The organism is Blautia sp. AM23-13AC (genome assembly GCF_003435675.1).
Classification (GTDB): domain Bacteria; phylum Bacillota; class Clostridia; order Lachnospirales; family Lachnospiraceae; genus Fusicatenibacter; species Fusicatenibacter saccharivorans.
Map to the genome: position 1 here is coordinate 126,437 of NZ_QTUL01000006.1, position 23,963 is coordinate 150,399.

The 23,963-nt window shown below is 48.6% G+C and carries 25 protein-coding genes and 2 pseudogenes; 7 read left to right on the plus strand and 20 right to left on the minus strand.

Features of this window, described 5'->3' with window-relative positions; genetic code table 11:
* The first annotated feature begins 446 nt into the window (after positions 1-446).
* Together DW642_RS08925 and DW642_RS08930 are read left to right on the plus strand one after the other, a co-directional pair.
* A complete protein-coding gene (locus tag DW642_RS08925) occupies positions 447-1,181 on the plus strand; it encodes an ATP-binding cassette domain-containing protein (RefSeq protein WP_117509952.1) in 735 nt (244 codons plus the stop codon).
* Positions 1,182-1,408: 227 nt separating this feature from the next.
* Positions 1,409-2,014, plus strand: a pseudogene (locus DW642_RS08930) (ATP-binding cassette domain-containing protein); the annotation flags it as partial.
* Positions 2,015-2,123: 109 nt separating this feature from the next.
* Here the strand turns inward: DW642_RS08930 and DW642_RS08935 are convergent.
* The 4 genes and pseudogenes from DW642_RS08935 to DW642_RS08950 form a co-directional block, all read right to left on the minus strand.
* Positions 2,124-2,729 (minus strand): NUDIX hydrolase, encoded by a 606-nt coding sequence (locus DW642_RS08935; RefSeq protein ID WP_055219153.1) that lies wholly within the window; start codon positions 2,727-2,729, stop codon positions 2,124-2,126.
* Between the two features lie 26 nt (positions 2,730-2,755).
* Entirely contained in the window at positions 2,756-3,013 is a 258-nt protein-coding gene (locus tag DW642_RS08940; RefSeq protein WP_055265559.1) for a hypothetical protein, read from the minus strand.
* Positions 3,014-3,116: 103 nt separating this feature from the next.
* Positions 3,117-3,545 (minus strand): annotated as a pseudogene (locus DW642_RS08945) (glycoside hydrolase family 3 N-terminal domain-containing protein); the annotation flags it as partial.
* Between the two features lie 30 nt (positions 3,546-3,575).
* Positions 3,576-4,214: a bifunctional 4-hydroxy-2-oxoglutarate aldolase/2-dehydro-3-deoxy-phosphogluconate aldolase gene (locus DW642_RS08950; RefSeq protein ID WP_117509954.1), complete on the minus strand. Its 639-nt coding sequence runs from the start codon at positions 4,212-4,214 to the stop codon at positions 3,576-3,578.
* 204 nt (positions 4,215-4,418) lie between these two features.
* Between DW642_RS08950 and DW642_RS08955 the strand changes: the two genes are divergently transcribed.
* Both DW642_RS08955 and DW642_RS08960 read left to right on the plus strand, forming a co-directional pair.
* Positions 4,419-5,294: an AraC family transcriptional regulator gene (locus DW642_RS08955; protein WP_055265553.1), complete on the plus strand. Its 876-nt coding sequence runs from the start codon at positions 4,419-4,421 to the stop codon at positions 5,292-5,294.
* Positions 5,295-5,348: 54 nt separating this feature from the next.
* Positions 5,349-5,612 (plus strand): hypothetical protein, encoded by a 264-nt coding sequence (locus DW642_RS08960; protein ID WP_055219147.1) that lies wholly within the window; start codon positions 5,349-5,351, stop codon positions 5,610-5,612.
* 147 nt (positions 5,613-5,759) lie between these two features.
* On the opposite strand, the gene DW642_RS08965 is transcribed toward DW642_RS08960, so the two are convergent.
* From DW642_RS08965 to DW642_RS08975, 3 genes are all read right to left on the minus strand, one after another.
* Complete coding sequence (locus DW642_RS08965; RefSeq protein ID WP_022461361.1) at positions 5,760-6,716, minus strand: D-2-hydroxyacid dehydrogenase; 957 nt, start codon at positions 6,714-6,716, stop codon at positions 5,760-5,762.
* Positions 6,717-6,891: 175 nt separating this feature from the next.
* On the minus strand, positions 6,892-7,677 hold the full coding sequence (locus DW642_RS08970; protein ID WP_117509955.1) for a hypothetical protein: 786 nt from the start codon (positions 7,675-7,677) through the stop codon (positions 6,892-6,894).
* Positions 7,678-8,167: 490 nt separating this feature from the next.
* The gene (locus tag DW642_RS08975; RefSeq protein ID WP_022461363.1) at positions 8,168-8,866 is read right to left on the minus strand and encodes a 5'-methylthioadenosine/adenosylhomocysteine nucleosidase; all 699 of its coding nucleotides are present in this window, start codon (positions 8,864-8,866) and stop codon (positions 8,168-8,170) included.
* A 304-nt stretch (positions 8,867-9,170) separates the two neighbouring features.
* On the opposite strand from DW642_RS08975, the gene DW642_RS08980 reads away from it, so the two are divergent.
* Positions 9,171-9,413, plus strand: coding sequence for a TIGR03905 family TSCPD domain-containing protein (locus tag DW642_RS08980; RefSeq protein ID WP_022461364.1), 243 nt, complete (start codon positions 9,171-9,173; stop codon positions 9,411-9,413).
* Positions 9,414-9,597: 184 nt separating this feature from the next.
* Here the strand turns inward: DW642_RS08980 and DW642_RS08985 are convergent, their stop codons facing one another.
* The 3 genes from DW642_RS08985 to DW642_RS08995 all read right to left on the minus strand — a co-directional run bounded on the left by DW642_RS08985 (position 9,598) and on the right by DW642_RS08995 (position 13,381).
* Positions 9,598-11,220 (minus strand): MBL fold metallo-hydrolase RNA specificity domain-containing protein, encoded by a 1,623-nt coding sequence (locus tag DW642_RS08985; RefSeq protein WP_117509956.1) that lies wholly within the window; start codon positions 11,218-11,220, stop codon positions 9,598-9,600.
* A gap of 651 nt (positions 11,221-11,871) precedes the next feature.
* Entirely contained in the window at positions 11,872-12,369 is a 498-nt protein-coding gene (locus tag DW642_RS08990; protein WP_117509957.1) for a DUF6147 family protein, read from the minus strand.
* Between the two features lie 58 nt (positions 12,370-12,427).
* Positions 12,428-13,381 (minus strand): DUF4367 domain-containing protein, encoded by a 954-nt coding sequence (locus DW642_RS08995; protein ID WP_117509958.1) that lies wholly within the window; start codon positions 13,379-13,381, stop codon positions 12,428-12,430.
* An 83-nt stretch (positions 13,382-13,464) separates the two neighbouring features.
* On the opposite strand from DW642_RS08995, the gene DW642_RS09000 reads away from it, so the two are divergent.
* Entirely contained in the window at positions 13,465-14,532 is a 1,068-nt protein-coding gene (locus DW642_RS09000) for an undecaprenyldiphospho-muramoylpentapeptide beta-N-acetylglucosaminyltransferase (RefSeq protein WP_117509959.1), read from the plus strand.
* 3 nt (positions 14,533-14,535) lie between these two features.
* On the opposite strand, the gene DW642_RS09005 is transcribed toward DW642_RS09000, so the two are convergent.
* Positions 14,536-15,087, minus strand: coding sequence for an RNA polymerase sigma factor (locus DW642_RS09005; protein WP_055226618.1), 552 nt, complete (start codon positions 15,085-15,087; stop codon positions 14,536-14,538).
* 32 nt (positions 15,088-15,119) lie between these two features.
* Positions 15,120-15,536 (minus strand): HIT family protein, encoded by a 417-nt coding sequence (locus DW642_RS09010; RefSeq protein WP_172680766.1) that lies wholly within the window; start codon positions 15,534-15,536, stop codon positions 15,120-15,122.
* A 203-nt stretch (positions 15,537-15,739) separates the two neighbouring features.
* Here DW642_RS09010 and DW642_RS09015 point away from each other — a divergent pair, with 203 nt between their 5' ends.
* The gene (locus tag DW642_RS09015) at positions 15,740-16,423 is read left to right on the plus strand and encodes a two-component system sensor histidine kinase NtrB (RefSeq protein WP_055219129.1); all 684 of its coding nucleotides are present in this window, start codon (positions 15,740-15,742) and stop codon (positions 16,421-16,423) included.
* On the opposite strand, the gene DW642_RS09020 is transcribed toward DW642_RS09015, so the two are convergent.
* The 8 genes from DW642_RS09020 to DW642_RS09055 form a co-directional block, all read right to left on the minus strand.
* Positions 16,398-17,072 (minus strand): rhomboid family intramembrane serine protease, encoded by a 675-nt coding sequence (locus tag DW642_RS09020; protein WP_226906363.1) that lies wholly within the window; start codon positions 17,070-17,072, stop codon positions 16,398-16,400. The genes DW642_RS09015 and DW642_RS09020 overlap by 26 nt on opposite strands.
* 307 nt (positions 17,073-17,379) lie before the next feature.
* Positions 17,380-18,873, minus strand: coding sequence for a DUF6382 domain-containing protein (locus DW642_RS09025; protein WP_117509960.1), 1,494 nt, complete (start codon positions 18,871-18,873; stop codon positions 17,380-17,382).
* A 16-nt stretch (positions 18,874-18,889) separates the two neighbouring features.
* On the minus strand, positions 18,890-19,315 hold the full coding sequence (locus DW642_RS09030; protein WP_256359694.1) for a TadE family protein: 426 nt from the start codon (positions 19,313-19,315) through the stop codon (positions 18,890-18,892).
* 2 nt (positions 19,316-19,317) lie between these two features.
* A complete protein-coding gene (locus DW642_RS09035) occupies positions 19,318-19,749 on the minus strand; it encodes a prepilin peptidase (RefSeq protein ID WP_022461943.1) in 432 nt (143 codons plus the stop codon).
* Between the two features lie 100 nt (positions 19,750-19,849).
* Complete coding sequence (locus tag DW642_RS09040; RefSeq protein ID WP_147326115.1) at positions 19,850-20,587, minus strand: hypothetical protein; 738 nt, start codon at positions 20,585-20,587, stop codon at positions 19,850-19,852.
* Between the two features lie 166 nt (positions 20,588-20,753).
* Complete coding sequence (locus tag DW642_RS09045; protein ID WP_117509962.1) at positions 20,754-22,286, minus strand: DUF5702 domain-containing protein; 1,533 nt, start codon at positions 22,284-22,286, stop codon at positions 20,754-20,756.
* Between the two features lie 156 nt (positions 22,287-22,442).
* Entirely contained in the window at positions 22,443-22,610 is a 168-nt protein-coding gene (locus DW642_RS09050) for a Flp1 family type IVb pilin (protein ID WP_022461946.1), read from the minus strand.
* A 50-nt stretch (positions 22,611-22,660) separates the two neighbouring features.
* The gene (locus DW642_RS09055; RefSeq protein ID WP_055226608.1) at positions 22,661-23,959 is read right to left on the minus strand and encodes a type II secretion system F family protein; all 1,299 of its coding nucleotides are present in this window, start codon (positions 23,957-23,959) and stop codon (positions 22,661-22,663) included.
* Positions 23,960-23,963: the final 4 nt, after the last annotated feature.

The window sequence follows — 23,963 nt, forward strand, 5'->3', positions numbered from 1 at the left end:
TTTTAATTCCTACGGATTTTTCTACAAAGCATATAAACACATATTATTACACTTCATCAGAAAAATTTTCTCAATCTATATTGAAAAATCGTAGCAGAATATCCGACATTCTATCTATCAATAGTTTCTCTTTAGTAAATATAATCTTAGTACGGTATCCTGTTCCATCCTGTGCAAATTTTACTATACTTCTTATAGCTTCAAAAGCAAACACACCAACTACTTTCTCACTAAAAAAGACTAGAAGAGACATTTTCCTCTAAGCCTTTATACTTTATCATAGAATACTTTTTACTTTTATATTTCCTCATGGTCACGAGGCTTTTTTCGCTTAAATCCTACCTTTTCAACACAGGATATTGCATGTAAAGATCTTACCCCTACTAAAGACTCTTACCTCACCTCATAAACAACCTTCACAAAAGCACCTCTTTTGTTACATCTATATGGGCGGATGGATTGATGGTGTCTACCGACAGATCAACAAACGATACCAGAAAATCCTGTTTCACATCCGCAGTGCCTACTTCGCGAACGATCTGCTGACCCTCACGCTGCAGCTTCTGCGCGACGGCATCTGCTATGGCTTTCTGATTTACCGCCTCGCACACGGAACCATGACTGTCTCCGGCTTTGTGCTGGTGCTCGGCGCGGTTTCCGGTTTTTCTTCGTATTTTAACGAGATTACTTCCAGTCTTTCGAAATCGGTACTCTGTCTCGAACAGATCCGGTGGATGCGGGAATTTCTTGATCTGCCGCTCCCGGCCGGCCACTGGGAGAAAATTGCAGGTCTGCCGCAGAAAGAGGAAACATATCTCGGCAAGGATATGACTGACGACGGCGTCACTCTCTCCGGCGGTGAGATGCAGAAACTCATGATGGCGCGGGCTCTCTACAAAAACTGCCGTCTGCTCCTGCTCGATGAGCCGACCACTGCGCTCGACGCAATCTCAGAAAATGAAATGTACGAAACCTACAGCACCCTGCTGAAAAATAAGACTGCGCTCTTCATCTCGCACCGCCTCGCGTCGACACGGTTCTGCGATACGATTCTGTTTCTCGAAAACGGAAAAATCAAAGAGCGCGGAACCCACGACGAACTGCTCGCCCTCGGCGGATCGTATGCGCATATGTTGGAAGTACAGAGCCAGTATTATCAGGAAACGGAGGAACACATCTGATGAAAATGAAAGAACGGTTTCATGCCGTCTGCCGCTTTTTAAATATGATCAGCCAGGGCAATCACCGCGTGCTGTTCTGGCTGTTCGGAAGCGCTTTTGCCGCTGCCACACTTCCGTATCTCTCCTTGTTTTTCTCAGCGCGGATTCTGAATCTGCTGCTTGCAGAATCGTACCGCGCCTGTCTGTATACCGTCGTCGTCTTTCTGCTCGTGCAGTATGGACTTGGGCTGTTTGAAAAGATCTGCCGCCTGTATGAGCCGACCTCAGGCTATATTACCTTAAACGGCATCGACATCCGCAAATACAATTACAAAGAGTACACCCAGGCCTTCTCCGTGGTTTTCCAGGATTTCCACCTGTTCTCCCTTCCGCTCGACGAAAACATCGCCGCAGGGACTACGATTGATGAAGCTGCTTTGCAATCCTCTCTTGCAAAAGTCGGTCTCACCGACCGTGTACAGCAACTCCCGCAGGGCGTCCGCACCCGCCTTTACAACAACAACGGCTCCGGTGTCGACCTTTCCGGCGGCGAGGCCCAGCGCACCGCCATCGCCCGCGCCCTCTACAAGGATGCCCCGTTCGTCATCCTCGACGAGCCGACCGCAGCCCTCGACCCGATCGCTGAGGCTGAAATCTACGAACAGTTCAGCCAGATGACCGCCGGCAAAACCGCTGTCTACATCTCCCACCGCATGAGCAGCTGCAAATTCTGCGACCGCATCATCGTCCTCGACCACGGCCGCATCGCCGAAGACGGAACCCACGACACCCTCCTCGCAAACCACGGCATCTACGCCAATCTTTACGAAACCCAGGCCCAATACTACACCTGAGTCCTCACCCTCCCGTCCCCCACAACGTAAATGGGAGTCAGAAAAACACAACCCCTGGCAGTTCGTGCTAAGAACTTCCAGGGGTTGTGTTTTTCTGGCTCCCCTCCACTTATTTCAGGAATGCAAACGGCTCCTCATCATGAATAAAATGCATCAGATGATAAGAACACATAATTGCTACATTTTCTTCCTTTAAGATTCTCTTTGCCTCCTCGCGGTCAGCAAGGACAACTTCGATCACTTCGCTCTCTTCGAGGTATTTGCGGCTGATCTCGCCCTCGCACCAGCCGTAAACGGCAGAGCATGCTTCATCGGTCAGGCCGATTGTGGTGAAGAACGGTTTCTCGTAGCAGGGATCTACTTTCAACGGGTGAAACGTAAGACCGGTCTCCTCATGCATCTCGCGCACGGCAGCCTCATGGAACTCCTCGCCCGGTTCCACCAGGCCTGCCGGGAATTCGTAAATGTAGTCATCAATGGAAACGCGGTACTGGCGCACCAGGACAATTTTGTCGCGCTTTTCCCCGTACAGACTGTACATCAGCACGCCGTCCGGCGTATTTTTTCTTGTTTTGATCTTCATCTGCTCGATGGATTTTGCGCGGGAAGCCACATAATAGCGGAAGTGATGGTTTACTTTGTTTGTTCCTTCCACCAGGTAAAGATTTACGAACGGATTTTCCGTCTGTTTTGTGATTTTTTCAACATTCGGCATAAGTAACAACCTCTTTCTTTTCTCTTTTACTGGTCAAAATCTGTCTCAAACACGCCCTCCGGGGTGCGCATCGTCAGCACGCCGAGGTTGAATTCATCATCCATCACCGTGATGTGGTACTCGAAAATCACATCATCATCAAATTTCGATAATACCACATAGGAACCGTTCTCTTTTCCCTCGATCTGGTCGCAGATGTCATCGTAAACATCGCTTCCCGAAATCGGCCGCGGATAGCCGGATTCTTTGATTTTCTTTTCAATCATTTCATATAATTCGTTCATGTTCTGCCCTCGTTTTTCTTTTTATCGGTTATGTTTCATTGTACCACGAAAAGACCCGCGGGGACAATCCATTGCGGCGATTCACCGTGAACTTTTTTTATTTTCATACATCTTCTGGTCCGCCTGTTTCATGATGACGGATTCCGAGATTTCCATGTTTTCCCGGACCATTCCGGCGCCGGCGGTGGTGGTTCCTTTCATGACCATGTTCAGGCGGCCCGACGGTGCCGTTGATTCTGTTGTACGCCGTCATGATGCCCTCTGCGCCGCTCTCCTCAATACATCTGCGGAACGGCTCGAGATACAGCTCATATTTATTCCGCGGGTCAATTGAAGAGTTCTTCCAGCCGCGGCCGACCTCGGTGTTGTTTCCATAGAAGTGTTTCAGGGTTGATGCACAGCGCAGATATTTTGGATCGTCGCCCTGCATTCCCTCGATGTAAGCGCCGGCCATTTTTCCGGTCAGCACAGGGTCCTCGCCGTAGCCCTCCTCGTTTCTTCCCCATCTCGGATCACGCTCGAGGTCAACGGTCGGTGCCCAGCGGCTGCGGGAAGGATGTCGTCACGTCCGGCTTTCCTTTACGATCTCAACCGCCTCTTTCACCAGCTCTTCGATGCGGTCGAATTCGTTGTTTTCAATCATCGTATTTTTTACCATCCAGCTTCCGCCGCATGCTGCGATGCGGTCGTATGCCAGGTATTCTCTTACATTCTGCGGGTTGATGCCGCCGGTCGGCATGAATTTCATCATGGTGTACGGTGCTGCGATGGCACGGATGTATTTCAGTCCGCCTGCCGGTTCTGCCGGAAAGAATTTCACCATGGTGAGCCCAAGACCGATTGCCTGCGCCATCTCAGTCGGGGTCACGATGCCCGGGATCACTGGTACTTCGTGTGCCTGGCACCATTTTACTACCTCCGGGTTGAGGCCCGGGCTGACGATAAATTTTGCTCCGGCTTTCACGGCGCGGTCCGCCTGCTCGGTTGTGAGCACAGTTCCGGCTCCCACCAGCATCTCCGGGAATTTTTCGCTCATAATGCGGATGGATTCTTCTGCCGCATCGGTGCGGAAGGTCACCTCGGCGCAGGCAAGTCCGCCCTTGCAGAGAGCTTCGGCAAGCGGCTCTGCTTTTGCTGCATCCTGTAAAACGACAACCGGCACAATGCCGTATGTTCCAAGCTGTTCGAGAATCTGATTCATGATAGCTGTTCCTCCGTTTTGATCTTTATCTGAAATTTATTCTGCATTCTGTTTTTATTTTATTCCCTTGTATCATAACCGGACAAGTTGTTTTTTTCTATTGTGCGAATTGCCGAATACATTGTAAAACTTGCTGTTTTGTGATATGCTGGGAATTGTTGCTATGGTTCAAAAATATCATTTTTTTGCAAGGATGCTTTTATTATGAAAGAAAAACTGCAGACGAAATTTGCCACCCGGCAGTACATGATTTCGGATACGTTTGAGTTATACTATTACAGCACCGACGATGTGCCCGGCGTAAAAGAACATACGCATACGCATTATGAGTTCTATCTCTTTCTCGAAGGGGCGATCTCACTGGAAATCGACGGAGTGCTCTACACACCGACGCCCGGCGATCTTCTTCTGATTCCGCCCGGCGTGCCGCATCATCTGGTGATGCACGACCTGTCTGTGCCGTACCGCCGCTTTGTGTTCTGGGTCAGCGCCGCTTTTGCAGAGCAGCTCCGCGCCCGTTCCGCCGACTACGTTTACCTGATGGAATACGCTGCCGAAAATCAGAAATATCTGTTCCCGCTCGATTCCGTCGAGTTCAACACGATCCAGTACCGCACCATCCGCCTGATCGAAGAAATGCGGTCCGATCATTTTGGAAAAGAGACGCAGATTTTTCTCTACGTCAGCGACCTGCTGATGCAGATCAACCGAACGGTGTATGAGCAGCATCACCCGCTCACCCGGAAAGCACAGCTCTCGCTGTATGAACAGCTCTGTTTCTATATTGATGAGCACCTGTCCGAGGATCTGTCGCTCGAACGGCTGGCGGCGGAACTTTTTGTGAGCAAATATCACATTGCACACGTTTTCAAGGATGAAATCGGCATGTCGATCCACCAGTACATTTCCAAAAAGCGGCTGGCAAGGTGCCGTGAAGCGCTGCTCGGCGATGTACCGGTCACGAAGGTGTATCTGCTGTTCGGATTTCACGACTATTCGAGTTTTTACCGCGCGTTTAAAAAAGAGTACGGGATCTCGCCGAAGGATTTTAAAGAACTGCATACCGTTACCAGCGATTAACACGGTCGTTCCAAATGCACTGTTTACTTTGTACTTTTCAGGAGGATTTTTAATATGTTTCAGATGTGGGGAAAATTAGTGGAAAACAATCATATTCTTCAGGATCTTACCGTCTGCATCGACGATGAGGATACCAGAACGCACAAGGTCTTCCGTGCGCTCGATGAAATCTGCGATGCCTGGAATCTGGCGAAGCCGATCTGGCTCGATACGAATATTTCGGAGTTTAAACGGAGATCGAAAACGCGGTTCACACAGGATAATTTTATTGAATCGCTGGAGTTTGATTATCTGGAAATTCAGATTACAGAGGAATAATGTTCTCTCGTTTTTGCAGCGAATAAAGCAAATGTAAAAGCCGGGCATCCGGCGGAACTTGGGAGCGGCTGTTCTTACAGCCCCCTCTGCGGTTCCGTCGGATGTCCGGCTCTTTTTATGTATTTTGTCCCTGGCTTTGTATCCCTTTTATACCACGCGGTTTTCCATGCCGCCTTCCAGGTACGAAGCAATATTTTTCTGCACCAGTCCGATCAGGCGCGTGCGGGCTTCCTTCGATGCCCAGGCGATGTGCGGCGTGATGTACAGGCGGTCGTCGTCCGCCATTTTCAGCAACGGACTGTCACTGCGGATCGGCTCGCTGGAAAGTACATCGAGCGCTGCTCCGGCGATCAGGCCTTCGCGCAGGGCACAGCAGAGGTCACGCTCATTCACGATCGAGCCGCGGCCGACGTTGATCAGAATTGCGTTCCGCTTCATGTTGGCAAACGTTTCGATATTCATCAGGTTCTCGGTCGCCTCATTTAACGGGGCGTGGATGGAAACCACATCAGAATCCTTCAGCAGACGATAGAGATCGACCCGCTCGTAGTCCGGATCGTCGTGTGCACCGGAGGTGGAGTAATAGATCACACGGCAGCCGAATGCCTGTGCAATCGAAGCCACTTTTCTGCCGATCGCGCCAAGGCCGATGATGCCCCACGTCTTGCCCTCCAGCTCGGTGAACGGTCTGTCCATGCAGGTGAAAAGGCTGCTGGCGGCGTAGCTGCCGTTTTTTACGTAATCATCGTAATAACGGAGTTTTTCTGCCAGATAGAAGTACATCGCAAAGGTGTGCTGGGCCACGCTGACGGTGGAATAGCCGGCGACGTTCGTCACGGCGATGTTGTGGCGCTTCACATAATCGAGATCGATGTTGTTGATGCCGGTTGCGGTGACGCAGATCAGTTTCAGGTTCTCCGCGCCGGACAGGGTGCGGCTGCACATGCGCACCTTGTTGCAGATGACGATATCCGCCTCCCGCACACGCTCCGGGCATTCCTCCTCCGTTGTTTTTTCATATACTGTCACTTCTCCAAAACGGGAAAAGCCGGACAGATCCATGTCCTTTCCCAGTGACTCTGCCTCAAGAATTACAAGTCTCATGTTGGTTCCTCCTTTTGCAGATGATGATTCTGCTTTATCCGGGAAAGCAGTGCCGCCTGTCTGTTTTGAAAGACGGCACTGCCTGAAATATTTTTATCTTAGATACCTGCGGACTGCCGATTCGGAAATATGGTCATGTCGATATGCCATGCTCCCCGGCCTGATCCCCTGGTATTTACACGTATTCGCTGATAATTTCCCTCATCAGCTTCTCTTCCTCGGGCGTCAGCATTCCGGCAAACCTGCTCTCGGCCGCGGCGGTCTGGCGGATGCCCTCCCTGACTTTCGAAATCCTCGCTTCTTTTTCCGGGTCTGCGAACAGTTCATTCCGCTCTTTGGCGGACTCGCTTCCCGCAGTCTGCGGTTTTGCTTTCGCCGCTCCGGTTCCTGCCTGTGCCATGGTTTCCGCCTGCACCGGCTGCCATTCGGTCTGCTGTACGGTTTCCAGCACCGCACTCTGTTTCGTCGCTGCAAACTCATTTTCCAGATAGTCTGTCCAGCCGTTCAGCAGAATTTCCTCTTTTCCGCCGAAATCCAGACAGAGCCGGAAAAAGACAAGGCCTCCGGCGAGCGCGATGCCCGTTCCGAGGTAGCGCATCAGCTCCGTCTCTCCATAACGGTATCGGTAGATCGCCCACAGCGAAAGAATCGACAGCGCCAGAACCGTGAGGATCATATTCTGGCTTCCGCGCAGAAGCGTCGGGACTGCCATTCCCGCTGACCTGCCCTGTGCAATCTGGCTGCGCATAAACGCCCCGGCATTCGAAAAGGGATGCGCTTTTCTCTGACACGTTTCCAGCACCGACCTGGTCCATTTCGACTTTGGTTCCTTCAGCCTTCCGAGATCGCGGATGGCCCGGGTGTAGAAACGGTTATTCCAGAACAGGCACCACACACCGGCGATTCCTGCTGCTATCATTGCGTATAAGAACACATTTTGTTTCACACAAAACTCCAGCATTCTTATTCCCCCTGATGATTTTTGAATTTGCCTGTCATGATCATATGCCGGTGCTTCCGTTGCGGTGCATCGGCGGATGCCGCGGCAGAATTTGCGCGCACAGGATTCTTCCGCTGGCATATCGGCAGTGGAGACGTGTTACAGTTCACAGGTACCTGGGAACTGTAACATTCGCAGCCCTCATTGAAAATTTTGCTTCGCAAAAGGAGGGCTGCTCACACCTGAATCACTTTCTTACGCAGCAAAACAGCAAGTGTTTTACTGCTGAGCAATCCGTAGTGAGCATCTTCTTGTTCCGATGTGCCACAGTATAGCACTGCCGGAAAAATTTGGAAACAAAAAACGTTCGTCAAATTCTTTGTGATTCTGTGCTTTTTCGCGTGAATTTTTATTTTTCGTTCCTTCAGGGGACTGCTTTCGTGCCGGTTCGCGTGGTTTCGCTGGTTTTCGCCTGTCCGTTTGTCGATTTTTTCTTCTTGCTTTTTTTAGATTACAGGCGTTTTACCATTTCCTGCAGCAGGTTGACACAGTGGCGGGCTGCCTCACTCTCAAAGGTCGGGTAGTCCATCGTTGCGCTGTCGTCTGCTTTGTCGGAGATGGCGCGGAGTACGACGTATGGAATCTTGTTCAGATAAGCGCCCTGCGCAATCGCAGCGCCCTCCATCTCGGCGCAGGAACCGTTGAATTCCTCGATCAGATGGTTTTTCACTTCTTTGCTGGAAATAAACTGGTCACCGCTGACCACGCGTCCGCGGAATACCTGGATTTCCGGATTGACTTCCTTGCAGACTTCCTCTGCCACCTCTGCGAGGTGCTCGTCTGCCGGGAAGCTTAAAACACCCATCTGCGGAATCTCGCCGAGCGGGTATCCGAAGATGCGCACATCCATGTCGTGCTGAACAGCATCGGTCGAAATGACGATATCGCCGATGTTAATTTCATTCCGCAGGGAGCCTGCAATTCCGGTGTTGATGACACAGTCCACGCCGTAATCATCTACAAGAATCTGGGTGCAGATACCGGCGTTTACTTTGCCGATTCCGCTGCGCACAACAACCACTTCTTTTCCGTTCAGGTAACCGTGGTTGAACTCCATGGATGCCTTCGTGCGGATTGTAACATCCGTCATCATTTCCTTTAAGCTTGCAACTTCAACTTCCATTGCACCGATAATTCCGATTAACTTCATGTTTATGATATCCTCCAATAACTTTACATGTACTCCCCGATTCTTTCTGTTCTTGCTTTTATGAAATCATTTTTGTCAGCGGTCAGCCGCTAAAGTAAGAACGGAAAACTCCGGGAGTCCATTTTCTTTTCCTTCTGGTTTCTTTGTAATTCCTGTTACAGTATACAATAAATTTGGGATCTGTGGTATCTTTTTTCTTTGCTGTTTTCGTAATCTATGATATAATAGCAGGAACCGAAGAATTATCGTGGCTGAAGTTCACGATAATGTTCTAATTTTTTATTCACAAAGGAGGATCCTATCGATGGAATATACAACAAAAGGTACCTGTTCCAGAAAAATTCTGTTTGAGGTAGAAGACGGTAAAGTACACAACGTACAGTTCGTAGGCGGATGCAACGGAAACACACAGGGTGTTGCAAGACTCGTTGAGGGCATGGACGTAAACGAAGCCATCTCCCGCATGAAAGGCATCGACTGCAACGGACGCGGAACATCATGTCCAGACCAGCTTGCAAAAGCGCTGGAACAGGCTATCCAGAAATAACTTTTTTTACGCTTGCTCTTTTTTATTATAATAACTCCCCGGGGAATGCTCACCCCGGGGAGTTTGTAATTTATCCACTTCTGTTTTTTCTTTTCTGATGCAGCACAGCTTCCCTGCCGCCTGCTTTCTTCCGGTTTTTCTTCTATATTAATAGCACAGTCTTTCTTCCAGCCACCGGACTGCTTTATCTGTCCCATTTGTCGCAGAGACTGTTGATCTGGTCAGCAAATTTGGAAAGATCTTTGTTGGCGCCGCCTTTGTTTCTTGTAATAACCGTAAGCAGCCGCTGACCAGCCGCAACGAGGCGGTCGAAGACGGCATTTCCGCTGCTTCTCGTGCGCAGGGTTCCTGCATTTGCGGCACTTTCTTTCTGGATCGGAATGCCGACAGTTTTCTCGATAAATTCATTTTCTTTCAGATCAAATACGGTTCCGGAGAACGGAGCCATCGCCGGATAACGGAATTCATCCCACAGTTTTTCTGCAAAAAGTTCCGTCACCTTATCCTCTCCGTGCGTCACGAAAACGCGGTCCGGTTTTGCCCGCAGACTGCCCGCCCATTTGAGCAGTCCTTCCTGATCTGCGTGGCCACTCATGCCCGGGAACTGGATGATGTGCGCGTTCACATGAACCTCTTCCTGGAACAGTTTCACTTCCTTCGCGCCTCCGATCAGCGCCCGTCCCAGTGTACCGACGGCCTGATAGCCGACGAAGAGAACCGTACTCTCCTGCCGCCAGAGGTTGTGCTTCAGATGATGCTTGATTCGTCCTGCATCGCACATGCCGCTTGCGGATATGATGACCTTCGGGGTTTCGTTGAAGTTGATGGCTTTCGACTCATCGGATGTAATCGAGAGCTTTAATCCCGGAAACAGAATCGGATTAATGCCCTGCGCAAGGAGCGCAGCTGCATCGGAATCGTAGCACTCTTTCTGATGATCGCGGAAAATATTGGTTGCCTCAACGGCAAGCGGACTGTCCACGTAAACCGGGAATTCGCCGTGGCCGTGAACCAGATGTTCTGCCTTAATTTCACGAATAAAGTACAGCATCTCCTGCGTTCTTCCAACAGCAAACGACGGGATCACGAGGTTGCCGCCGCGGTCGAGCGTTTCCTGAATGATTTTTGCCAGCTCCGGTACATAATCCGGTTTCGGACCGTGGCTCCGGTCACCGTAGGTGGATTCCATAATCACGTAATCAGCGCTCTCCGGGTACTCCGGGTCGTTGATCAGCGGCTGATGGATATTTCCGATATCGCCGGAGAAGAGCAGTTTTTTCGTCACACCGTCCTCTGTCAGCCACAGCTCAATGGATGCGGAGCCGAGCAGATGACCGGCATCGAGAAAACGGATCTGAATGCCGTCCGATAGTGTCACACGCTGATGATACGGAATGCCCTCCAGCAAGCGGATCACGCCGAGGGCGTCCTCCATTGTGTATGGTGTGACGTAATCTTCTTTTCCCGCCCGACGGTTCTTGCGGTTCCGCCACTCGGCCTCGGCGAGCTGAATGTGTGCACTGTCGCGGAGCATGATGTCCGAAAGCGCTACCGTCGCCGGAGTCATATAGATTGGACCGCGGAAGCCGTGTGCATACAGCAGCGGCAGATTTCCGGTGTGATCGATGTGCGCGTGCGTGATCAATACGAAATCCAGCTGGGATGCCGGAACCGGAATCGGCTTGTTTTCATAAATATTCGGTCCCTGCTCCATACCGCAGTCCACTAAAAACTTCTTCCCGGCAGCCTCCAGATAATAACAACTGCCCGTCACTTCATGTGTTGCTCCAAGAAATGTAAGACGCATAAGATGCCTCCTGTTCTCCCGTTTTGTTCGGGGACAAAATGTTGTCACTGCGGGTCAAAACACGCGTTATACGTTTGGCCCGTTATCGCGGCCAGCAGTCGTCAAGTTCCCATGCCAGCATGGTCTTTGACGCGTTGTCCGCGAAAATAATCTGAAATTCCTTTTGTATTTTATGCTTATTCTCTCTTTTTTGATTATTATAGCATAATATCTGGCAGATTCCAACGGAATTTTAAGGCAGATTGCACAACAATCTTGATATTTTTGTTCAATTATGGGCATCGGCTTGTAGAAACGTACAGAAAAGAGGCACCGGTATTCCTGCAGTAATACCGATGCCTCACTTATCGGGGTCAGCCGATGTTCCGTATGATCACTCACACGCTGAACATAGTAACACATGATGACTCAGATCTGTGTTGTGGTTGGAAAAAGGAATTTCGACGCGTTGAAAATCCTGAAAGATCTGCGTTTTCGTCTTAATATATTCATTGTTATAAGGTTTCTATAGGGGACTGGCCCCGGGATTTTTAAGGGGTGAGGGAGTTGCAAATTGCTGGGTTAAAAATCATTTCCGTTCATTTATGCTACTCTCTTGTGCTTGTATACATGATATTTCTTTTACTCGTTTTACTAATTTAAAAATAATGATTATCCAATGTAAATACCATCTGTTACACTACCGCCATTTTCAGTAACACCGCTCTTGGTACAAGAATGGTATCCTCTTAATCGATAGTAATAACCTTTTTCCACCTTAACTTCTTTACTCATATACAACGATGCTTCATTGTAATCTACATTTTCCCATTTTTTGTAACTATAAAAATTTCCGTCACCGCTTGAACGCTCTAAATAGACATTTAATTTTATGGTATTACAAAGAACATTGCATTCTGTTCCTCCAGCTATCCCAACATATCCATTTCCATTATTTGTGATTCTCACAAATCCTTGATGTAAATATGTACTTCTTGCCACACTCTGGTAATTTCCAAATGCTTCTGTTTCATTCGTCAAGACAGATCCATCTACTGTATTACCTAAGTTATCTAACGGTGCTGCCTGCGCACTTACTGTGCTTAAAGCAATTGATAAAGCGAGCATTGCACAAAAGAGTAAGTTTTTCAAATTAATAACCTTTTTCATACTTCCTCTTTCCCCTCGTCTTCATCTACATTATATATACGTACAATACTTCAACTAATTACAAGTTATACTGCATTTCACTTAAAATCTTCATCAACTCTTCTTTTTCTATTTGACCACTTAATTGATAATACGAATCTTTATATTTCCATTTTGCATAATAATTTTCTTCATTATTTTCGGACACGCTTCCCATTTCAACATCAATTACATCATCAAGCGTTTCTATTTGAACTTTTTCTTTATCTTTCCAATCACCTTGTGATAATTCTTTTTCATTCGCTGCCAAATGAAAATACACAAAATGGTCATTATATTGATATCGAATTATAGCCATTTGTGCTTCTTCCAATATTTGTACCTTATCATATTTCATTCCTGTTGGTATATAGTAAAATTCTGGCACTGCAATATGCAATATTTGACTTATTTTTTTTGTTTCTTCATCTAATTCACCTGATGAATATTCTCGATCCTCACCATTATTTGTTTTTACCACATCACCCGAATTCCGAACCCCACCAATCGTCTCCACCAACCGAATCCGATTCGCCTCGCTCGTCATACTGGCTCCAAAAACGCAAGCCCCCACAACCAACACAACACCAGCCGCTTTCGCCGTCCATACCCAGTGTTTTGTTGTTTTCGCTCTCTTCGCAATCTTCTTCTGTCTCTCCGCCTGCTTTTCGCGTTCTGCCTTTCTCTCCACGATCTGGCGGCGGATCTCCAGTGTTTTTTCTGTCGGATTCCCTTCCGTGTCCGCGAGTCCTTCCTTCTGGAGGCGCTGCTGGAAGCGCTCGTACATTGCGTTCAGTTCTTCCTCTGAAAGCGCAGGCGCAGCCTCCTGTTCTGTTGCTGTGTTTCCTTCCTCTGCCTTTACAACTGCCGATTCCCCTTCCACCGTTTTCGAATCCGCAGCCATTTTTTCTTCCATCGTCTGCTCCAGTTTCTTTTTCAGCTGTTCTTCTTTTTCTATCTTTTTCATCTTCTTCCGTTCCTCGGCATTTTCCATGTTGTAACCGCTCTTGACTTTTTTTCTTCTTGAGGGGATAATAAAAGCCAAATGATATTATCAAATTCCAGGGAGGAATTCTCATGAAGCATATTGTTCTGACAGGCGGAGGTACCGCCGGCCATGTTACCCCGAATATTGCCCTGATTCCAAAATTAAAGGAAGCAGGTTATAAAATCTCTTATATCGGTTCCTACGGCGGTATGGAGCGCAAGCTGATCGAAGATCTCGGCATTCCGTACTACGGAATTTCATCCGGAAAGCTGCGCCGCTACTTCGATCCGAAAAACTTTTCCGATCCATTCCGCGTCGTAAAAGGCTACTTTGAAGCAAAAAAACTGCTCAAAAAGCTGAAACCAAACGTTGTCTTCTCCAAAGGCGGCTTCGTTTCGGTACCGGTTGTCCTTGCCGCCAAAGCATGTAAAGTTCCGGCGCTCATCCATGAATCGGATATGACGCCTGGCCTGGCAAATAAACTGTGTATTCCGTCCGCTGCAAAGGTCTGCTGTAATTTCCCGGAAACCGTTAAATGTCTCCCGGAAAACAAAGCCGTTCTGACCGGAACGCCAATCCGCCAGGAACTGCTGTCCGGCGATGCACGGGAAGGCCTGAAGTTCTGCGGATTCAATGCCGCAAAACCGGTTATTCTCGTCATCGGAGGAAGCCTCGGTTCCGTCGCTGTCAATCATGCGGTCCGTTCTATTTTACCAGAACTTCTGAAAGATTTCCAGGTGATTCATCTCTGCGGTAAAGATAAACTGGATGCATCCTTAAATGGTACCGAAGGTTACGTTCAGTTCGAGTACATCAAAGATGAGCTCCCGGATCTCTTCGCCGCAGCAGATCTGATCATCTCCCGCGCCGGCGCAAATGCGATCTGCGAAATCAGTGCTCTGGCAAAACCAAACATTCTGATTCCGCTTTCTGCCAATGCCAGCCGCGGAGACCAGATTTTAAATGCGCGTTCCTTTGAGCGTCAGGGTTACAGTAAAGTTCTGGAAGAAGAATCCGTGAATGCGCAGACTCTTCAGTCCGCAATCCGTGAGGTTTACGAAAACCGTCAGACCTACATCAATGCGATGAAGAAGAGCAGCCACACCGATTCCATCGGCCGCATCCTTTCCCTGATCCAGGAATGCGAACGCAAATAGTAACTACAGAAATCCCCTTTCTCTGGCTTTGTCAGCAAAGTGCTGGCAAAGCCATTTTTTCGTCCGGGTCATTTTCACCCGCAGATTTCCGATGGTGATACCCATTTCGGATGCTACTTCCTTTTCCGAACGCTCATGCACCTTGATTTCACGCGTAATATAATAACCCGATTCATCATGATCTTTCAGTGCATCCATCACTTCCTGAAAAAAATGATTTCTCTCCTGCTTTTCTTCCTCTGCAAGCGTCGGAAGTTCCATCTCTTCCGCCCGAAGATCCTCATCCAGTTCGTTCCAGTCAAAACGTTGTGTTTTTCTTTGATAATCAATTCCCAGATTCTTTGCAGCGACACGGACCCAGCCTTCTACTCTGTCTTCATCCAGCGCATCAATATTCAGGTACAGTTTCACCATCGTTTCCTGTGCGATATCATCCGCATCGGCTTCATTGTGCACCACCTGCATTGCGGCTGAATAGGCTGTCATTACATACTTTTTATATATTTCTGAAAAGTTATTTTTGTCCATTGTTCTCCGCCCCTGTTCGTCTGTCATTGATTCTTTTTCTGGCTGCTGCCAGCCTTTTCTCAGGCCTTCAGCTCTGCCGTCACGCTCTCAATGATCTGCTCTTTTACCGCATCCTCGAGAGTTCCCTGCTTCCATGCAGCAATACCGGCATTGTCACCTTCATATCTTGGAATCAGATGCATATGAAAGTGGAATACCGTCTGTCCTGCTGCCTCACCATTGTTCTGTACCAGATTGAAGCCATCAGAATGAAGCGCTTTCGTCATGGCCGTCGCCATTTTTTTGCCGAGAATCATTGCTTTCGCTGCGGTTTCATCCGGAATTTCATAAATGTTTGCAAAATGCTGTTTTGGAAGAATCAGCGCATGTCCTTTCGTTGCCGGTCCCTGATCCAGAATGACACGGAACTCATCGTCCTCATACAATGTCGCGGTTGGAATTTCTCCGTTTGCTAATTTACAAAAAATACAATCCATGATCTTTTTCTCCTTTACTTTTTTTAATTCTTCTGTTGTTCCGAATCCCGTTCTGCACGGTTCCGAACAACTCTATTTTCTCACTATTTGTCGAAAAATGTCAAATAATGCAGAACGCTTTTTGTTGCGCGCTCCCCCTTTTCAATGCTAAACTTTTGCCTAATCAAAAATCATTACCTACGCATCATAAGGAGGATACGGCTATGTCAAAAGAACCAACAACCAATTCACAGGGCTTATCGGAAGAATGTCACGCTATGATTTCCCGGATTTCACATGAGGTTCGAAATCCTGTTGCGGTTATCCACAGCTTTCATCAGCTTCTTCTTTTAGCGCATCCGGAGCTTTCCAACGATCTCTATTTTCAGAAAATCCAGGAAAATATGGCTTTTCTGAACTCCCTGCTCGATGAGCTCTCCTGCTATAATCATTCATATCGGGCGGTACGCGCTTACGTGAATCCTTATCTTCTGCTCCAGAATCTCTGTGCCGATACCGGCGTTCTCCTCGAAAAACAACAGGTTTCCATTGAACTTGTCAAGGAATCTGCCATTCCGCGCTTTGCCCTTGATACCACGCAATTTCGTCAGCTTTTTCTGAACCTGATCCGAAATGCGGCGGAAGCAATGCCTTCCGGCGGAACGATCAAAATCTCTCTCTGTTTCGACGGTGACTTTCTGACCATCCGTGTGCAGGACACTGGCTGCGGAATCCCCGCCGAGGATCTGCCGACTCTCTTTGACCTTTTTGTCACACATAAGAAAAACGGAACCGGCCTTGGACTTGCCATCTGCAAGGAAATTGTAACCGCACACGACGGCACGATTTCCGTTTCTTCCGTTCCCGGGGAAGGAAGCACCTTTACGGTCGTTTTCCCCTTTTCCTGATCCTTGCCATTCCCGGATAGAGAACCGCCATCAGGACTGCACCTGCCAGAAAACCGCCGATGTGTGCGAAGTTGTCCACATTTGAAGACTGGAATCCGACCAGCAGCGAAAGGACAGCCATGACGGCCATCCTCCGGAAGGTGAGATCCTCCAGCCTTCCTTTCCGAAATGCCAGAAGAACAAGCATCGCTCCGACAGCAGAAAAAATCGCTCCCGAAGCGCCGGCGGAAACTGCCGGTGCTTCCCCTGTTTTCATCAGGGACAGTTCATGCAGATACGAGCACAGATTTCCGACGAGTCCGCCGCCCAGATAGATGACCAGATAACGGATCTTTCCAACTGCGCGTTCTAGGTAATCCCCAAGGAACAAAAGAAGCAGCATGTTGTTGATCAGATGCTGGATGCCAAAGTGAAGAAACATACTCGTAAACAGGCGATAGTATTCTCCGCTCTCAATCAGCGGCGCATACGCCGCACCGCAGTCCATCATATGTCTGGAGCTCTCTGTCCCTCCGGTCAGTGTGACTGCAAGGAATACCAGAATATTGCATACGACGATGACCAGATTGATGCTGTTTTTTGACCTCTTCCACATACGGTCCACGATATCTTCGTTCGGATCGTAACTGTTTTTCCTTTGTTCTTCCATTACATCATTTCCTTATCTGTGCTATTTTTTTATTATAATTTAATTCACTTGTAAATGCAAGAAATCGTCAAATTTTTTTCTTTTTTGATAAACGTTTTTCGACAATTATTGACGCTTCACGACGGCTTTCGACGTTTTATGACATTATTTTTTACATTATTTCTTTTTTTAATTTTATGCATAATTTTCTTTTCTATAATATTTTTGTTTCATTCGCATAACTTTTTTCTTTGATCATTCTGCCATATTAAAAATAACGCATCCAGCGCTTTCTCCAAATCGAAAAAGTGTAATGCGTCATTTTTCTCTAATTTCTGTTTTTCTCTCCCGCCTTATACCGGTATTTCTTCCCGGCAAATGAGATATCGTCTCCATCCTCCAGCTTCTTTTTTGTCTCGCCCATCAATGGAACGCCATTCACCGTTGTTCCGTTCCGCGAATTCAGATCCAGCAGATAATCTCCCTCTTCTGTACTGACCAGCTTTGCGTGAAGGCGGCTTACCGTACGGTATGGCAGAATTACATCTGCCGCCGCTGACAGTTTTCCAATCAATGTGCTTCCGCGTTCAATCGGAATCAGCGGAAGATCAATCGGATCTATCGGAATCAGATATGCCCTTCCCTCATCCTCCGGGCTGGTCAGCAGTTCCGTTTTTCCAAACAGATCCTCTTCATGCCCCTCCAATTCCATCAGGCTGTGCATCTTTCTGTTTTCCTGTTCTTCATTCTTTTCCCATGTTTTCTCTTTTTCGACTGAGGAATCCCTTTTCCATCCCTGCTGTTCTGTATCGCTTTTCGGATTCCATGTTCCATCTTTCTGTTTTAAGCCCTTCCGATTCTGATATTCCGAAAATACATCTCCTGTTTCTCCTTGTTTCCGGATTCCTGCGGCCTTCCCATAGCTTCCTGTTTCTGTTCCCGACTGCCGCTTTTTCCATCGGCTGGCAAGTTCCAATGCCAGACTTACAATTCCCACAACAGCCGCCGCTCCTCCCAGCACCAGATACCAAACAGTTTCGGCCTGTGTCCACCGCAGTGCCAGCACACCTCCCAGAAATCCGATGCAGATCACTGCTTCCACAATATTTTTCCAGCGTCCTTCATCCTTTTCTTCCTCCGCTTCCACAAAAAAATTTTCCGCCGCTTCCGCTTCTTGTTCTCCCCAAAGTGTTTCCTCCATCTGTACAGGCGGATTTTCTTCCCTAGGACGCTCTTTTCCCTCCTGCTCCGTCGTTTCTTTCTTCTCTTTCCCTGTCTGATATAAGAGTGCCTGAATCATCTCAACCGAAAAGATCTCCGCCGAAATCTCCCGATACAGTCCATACCCGAGTACCACCGCATCCTGCTCCTGGTGATCCAGCTTCGGCAGCAGATATTCCATCAGCTCCCGGATCTGCTTCTGAAAACAGCCTGTGTGTCCCTGCTTTCCCGGCAGATAACAGAAGGAAAAGTTCTCCAGATTTGCATCTGCAAAAACCAGCTCCGGCTGCAGAACGAGACCGTCCGGTGCAAGCAGGTACTGCCCCAGTTCTTCGAGAAGATCCAGCAGCTGTTCAAACAGTTTCCGCAGCGCCTCCGCCCCAATCGAGCGCTGTTCAAACACACTCTGAAGCGACTGCTTTGATGTCACCTCATAGTAAAACAATGTTTTATCATCCATTTTCCCGATTTTGCAGTCCAAAAGCCCTGGGATTGCGTTTGTCAGCAGCATACGAATCTGATACGACGCCGTGTCCGGCTCTTTTTCCTCCTGTAAAATAACATACGTATGGTTCAAATCTCTTTTATAATCAATCTGCATTTCTCCGCTTCCGTCCTTACTTCTGGTTCCAGATCTGTTTTACTGCCCGTATCTTCCGGATCGTTTTCACCGGATTGTTTCTCCTGCTTTCACTCAAAACCGAATATTCCCACGCGTTCCGGCTCCAGATTGGCAGAATGTTTCCTTCTGCTTTTATCTGAATCTCTTTTTCTCTGCACACCGTTTGTACGGTCACCGGTTCAGCCGGAAGCGGTATCTGGGAAATCCACCATTCCATCCGGCTTTGGGCGGCTGCCTCTCCTTTTTCCACAGACAGGCGGCCTTCACTGGCGGCAAGCATTGTGCTTTCATATGCCGCAAATGTATACCAGCTCCGTGCGTGCACAAAAAATGTCAGCGACAGCAGAAGAAAAATCACCATCAGAACAAGCGGCGTGACCAGAACTGCCTCTACCGTAATACTTGCTTTTCTCATTTTCACTTTCAAAGCATTCCGCACCTCCCCACAAATCCAAGCAGCAGAAACGGCACCAGCGGTATAGAATCCTGTTTCCGTATTTTCTTCCGCATCAGAAGAACTCCGCAGAGTACCGAACAGAGAATGAGTCCCAGCGTCAGAACGCCGAACGTCTGCCCAAATCCCAGCCAGATTCCAACCGTCAGAAGCAGAAGGCCGTCCCCGTATCCCACCTGTTCCCGTGATATATAACTGAGCGTCAGAAATCCCGCTCCCGGCAGCAGGGACAGCAGCCATTCCAGCCACGATGTCTGTTCCACCAGAATCTGCCATCCAATGCCTGCAAGGAATAAAACACCGGTCAGGACAAGGCTGATCTGCCGTTTCCTCACATCCATTCCGGCAAGAATCCCCAGATACAGCAATATAATTGCACTCTTTACTTCTTCCTGATACACAGCCGCGGCCTCCTTTCCGCAAACCCGAGTTTCTGTTTACCGTCCTTCTTTCCGGTCTCACCCGGAAAGAAGACACCTGCTCTGCTCATATCCGGCTTTCTTACGCCGCCTTTTTCGCGCATTTCGAGCACTGCGGCAGTCCATCCGTCTGTTCCAGTGCTACAAGTTTTACTTTACGTTTCAGCCCTTTGCAGGAAAGACTGTTATGATACCGGTTTCCGTATTTCGTATAGTAAACTTCCGCACCCGCAGCGCCATTTCCCACGCACTGTTCGCATTCCTTATATTTTTCTCCATCCTGATTCCGTTTCCACGCAAGCGCACCCGGTGAGGAAACCTGGATCGAAAGATTGATATGACTGCACGACGAATCGGTATGATACACACTGCCGTTCTCAGTCACCCACACCATCTGTTTTGCTTCGCCCTCTTCTTCATCCGCCTCCTCTTCTGTCTTTCCGCAGAACAGATGCACTTTCGCACACGCTGCAATTCCCCGGTTCCGCACCGGAACGAGGCGGTTTCCCATTTTCGGCCAGTAAATCGCTTTCAGTTCCAGCCATCCATTTTTCACACGGCTTCCTGCCAGTGTCACCATTCCATTTTCGCGGATTTCTTTTGGAATCTTTGCTTCTGCATAAGCAATGCACGCGGCCGTTTCCGGTATTTCATACGTTTCTTTTCCCGTCTCATCCACCGCGTAGGCACAGACGGAAAGATACCGCGCGGACTCCTGCAGAGATACCGTCAGCATTCCATGCAGCCGGTAAAGATCCACGATTTTTAATAACACAAGAACCGCGATCAGAAAAACAGGAAGTGCCAGTGAAGCTTCCACCGTCAGGCTTGCCCTGTTCCATTTTCGTTTTACAAAAGGCTGCTCTCCTGATCCGGATTTATAAAAATTCCCGGAAGAGTGGATAAGTTTTTTGATAAGGTTCCAGAAATAAATGTGCCGTTCAGAAGAACACCCTTTTGTATCCCTGCCGGAGTCATCCCATTTTTCAGGCTGCTCCCTGCATCTCATATCCATAATTTCTCGTAATCTCATACTCTCGTTTCCCAATTACCGCCGTAAAACCGGCTTCCAGTTCATCGACACAGCAATCCAGTCGGAAACCCGGCTGCTGCTGTTCTGTCCGCATATTGTATTCCACCAGATCCATCGCTCCAAACGTTACCGCTTTTCCCGATTTCTGCATCAAAAGCAGCCGCAGATAATCGGAATACTCCATGCCGCCCGGTGCATTTTTTCTGCTCTGATCCCCTGTTTCCAGCAGTTTCGGAAGCTGTTCCAGAGAAAGCTGCCACGATTCTGCCGTTTTGAACAGCGCTACTTTTCCACCATCCAGCAGTTCCCGCAGATCCAGAATGCTTTCTGCAAATGCCCAGCACACGGCAAGTGCCATTTTCACAACCGGCATCGCCGCCGGAACTCCAAACGACGCGGCAATTACCCCCGCCATTGCTTCCATCTCGCCCTGCTTCTGCGCATCTTTCGCCAGATACACCAGATTTGCCGCCTCCCGCAGCGCCAGCAGACGGTTCACGGTTCCCGCCAGATTATCCTGATCACTGTTTTTTCCGCAGAGCACATATTCCACCTGGCACTGCAGCCCTTCCTTCTTCTCCTTGCTGGTATAGCACGGAAATTTCCACAGAATATATTCGGACGAAAGTATCTTATCCACAAAGCTCAGTTCTTTTCCACACTCTGCCATGCCAAACCCGCTCTGCAGCTCCCGTTTTGATGCAAGAAACGATACATCCGTTTCCCCCTGCGACAGTGCCTGCCCTTCCGGGAGGACCAGTCCTAAAATTCCCATTTTCATTACTTTTTGAATGACCTCAATCGGATTCACAAAATCTTCCGGTACCGGCTGCTTCTGATCCGGTTCCGAAGGCGTGCCGTTTCCAGATTCTCCTTCACCTTTTGTTTTTTCTGTTCCCTCTTCTGGCTGTTTGGATTCTTCATACTGTTTTAAAACCTCCTCTTCCTCGTAACCGCTCTGTCCGTCCTCCTGACGTTTCACGGTTTCCTGTTCTCCTCTTAATTTCTGGGAAAGCTGCTGTATTCCATAAGTTCCAAGGCTGGCTTTCATTGCCTCACAGATCTGACGGGAGAAAGCACTTCCCTCCTCGTCTGTCGCAAGACGATAGCCGCCGAGATAAACTTCTGTAACCTGTCCGCCAGATAAACTGCCTGATAGAATTCCCATCCCCGATGCAGTGGGGGACAGAACTTCTCCCGCAGTTTCTGCGACTTTTCTGCTCATGGTTTCAGGTTTCCAGACACCGCTCTTATCCCCGCCGTTATAAAAAAACAGCTCGTACTGTCCCAGCAGTGTTCTGTCATACCCGGCAAACAGAGAATACAGTCCCTGTTCCATTGCGCAGGCCGTCATCACCCGTGCATGGGCATTTCGCACCGACGCAATTGTCCCGGAAATCAGGGAAAGCATCAGTATCAGAACGAGACACAAATATGCTGTTATGCTTCCGGCTGCCCATCTTTTCTGTCTTTCTGTTTCCCTCATGGGATACAGCTCCTTCCACTTTACTTTTACTTTTTCGAACTTTAGATGCCGTGGATCGGATAAAGGATATACCGAGACACAGATATGCAAATGACATATAGGTCCGTACCGGCTTCTAAATTTTTCTTTGGAGTTCCGTATTGGACATTTTCCCGTTTATACGGTGTTGCTCTGGTTTGTGACCTTCTCCATCAGACTGTTGACCAGACTCACAAGCTGCTTTTTAAAGATTAGTACGAGTCCAATCAGCACAACGAGAATCAGAATCACTTCCACAACACCCACCGCATCTTCCTCTTTCCAGAACTCCGATATCAGCTTCATAATTCCCACCTCCCTCTCTTTACCAGCTGTTGTGGGGATAAAAACATCCCCTATGCATAAAAGGACAAAAATGCCGGAACCGTGAGTATGACCAATACAACCGCAAGCATCATGCCCATCGGAAGAAGAAGCTTTGTCGATGCCTTTTCTCCTGTTGTTTTCGCCTGCCTTCTTCTCTCTTCAAAGGCCTCCTGCGATTCCTGTTTCAATAATTCCAGCAGTCCTTTACTGCCTTTTTTCAGATTCTGCGTCAGCAGAACAGCAAGGGAACGATACGCTCCGGTTCCCATACGCATTCCCATACGCTGGTACGCTTCCTGCTCGGAAACACCGTTTTCCATCTCCTGGCAGGTAAATACAATCTCTTCATAGGCAAAACGTTTCTGCCCGCCAAGCGCCAGATTTTTCCGGTAATCCACCGCAATCCGCTCGAGTACTTTCCGCATCCCAAGCCCGGCACCCAGAAGAAGAACCATTTTGCTGACAATTTCGGGATAATCCCGCAGCATCTGTTCTTCTCTTTTCTGCCTTGCTTTTTCTTCTTCCCTTCCTTTTGCCGCCCAGCAGACTGCTCCTGCCGCCGCGGCAAGTGCCATCAGCTCCAGACCTGTCAGATCCGGCACTTTTGACCATGTTACAGTTTCTCCGTTCAGTGTCTCCGGCAGATAATAGGCTGTTTCTTCGGGATGTGCTTCGTTTTCTTTTTCCACTGCTTTTTTCAGTGCCCTAAGAACCGCATCCCGCCCTTTTATCTCCGGTGGATAGACCTGAACCTTCCGTATATATTCTGTTGTTTCCCCCTGAAGTTCCAGTTCCGCTTTCAGCGTAACCTCCACTCCTTCTTCGGGAATCTCGTCTGACAGCAAACCCCGGCTGTCAATCAACAACGGCCTGTCTGTTTCCCAGCTAAGCGCCACCGGGCTTCCCGGTATTTCCGTAACCAGATCCATGTTTCTGTTTACCGTATGAAAAGACAGATTCTCACCTAAGATGATTTCATCCAGCGCCTCTATCGCCGCACTGAACGCCTCTTCTATCTCTTCTGCGCTGTAAGCTCTTGCAGGTACAGACAGTGTAATTCTTTCCGGTTTCTGATTTCCAACAGAAACCTCAAGTTTTTCCTCTGTCGGTTGGCTGCCTAAGGCACCCCGTTCCAGTTGAAGTTCCGCTTTTTCATCTCCTGAAACTTTTCGCACTCCGATCGGAAGGCAGAGTGCAGTGCCCGCTATAAACCCTGTCGCTGCAAGGCAGAAAATCCGTCTCACCAATTTGTGATCTTCCGCCTTTTTTCTCATCCGGAAATACCAGATGAACAGCCCCGCCCATGCGGTCAGACAAATCCACAACATTTGA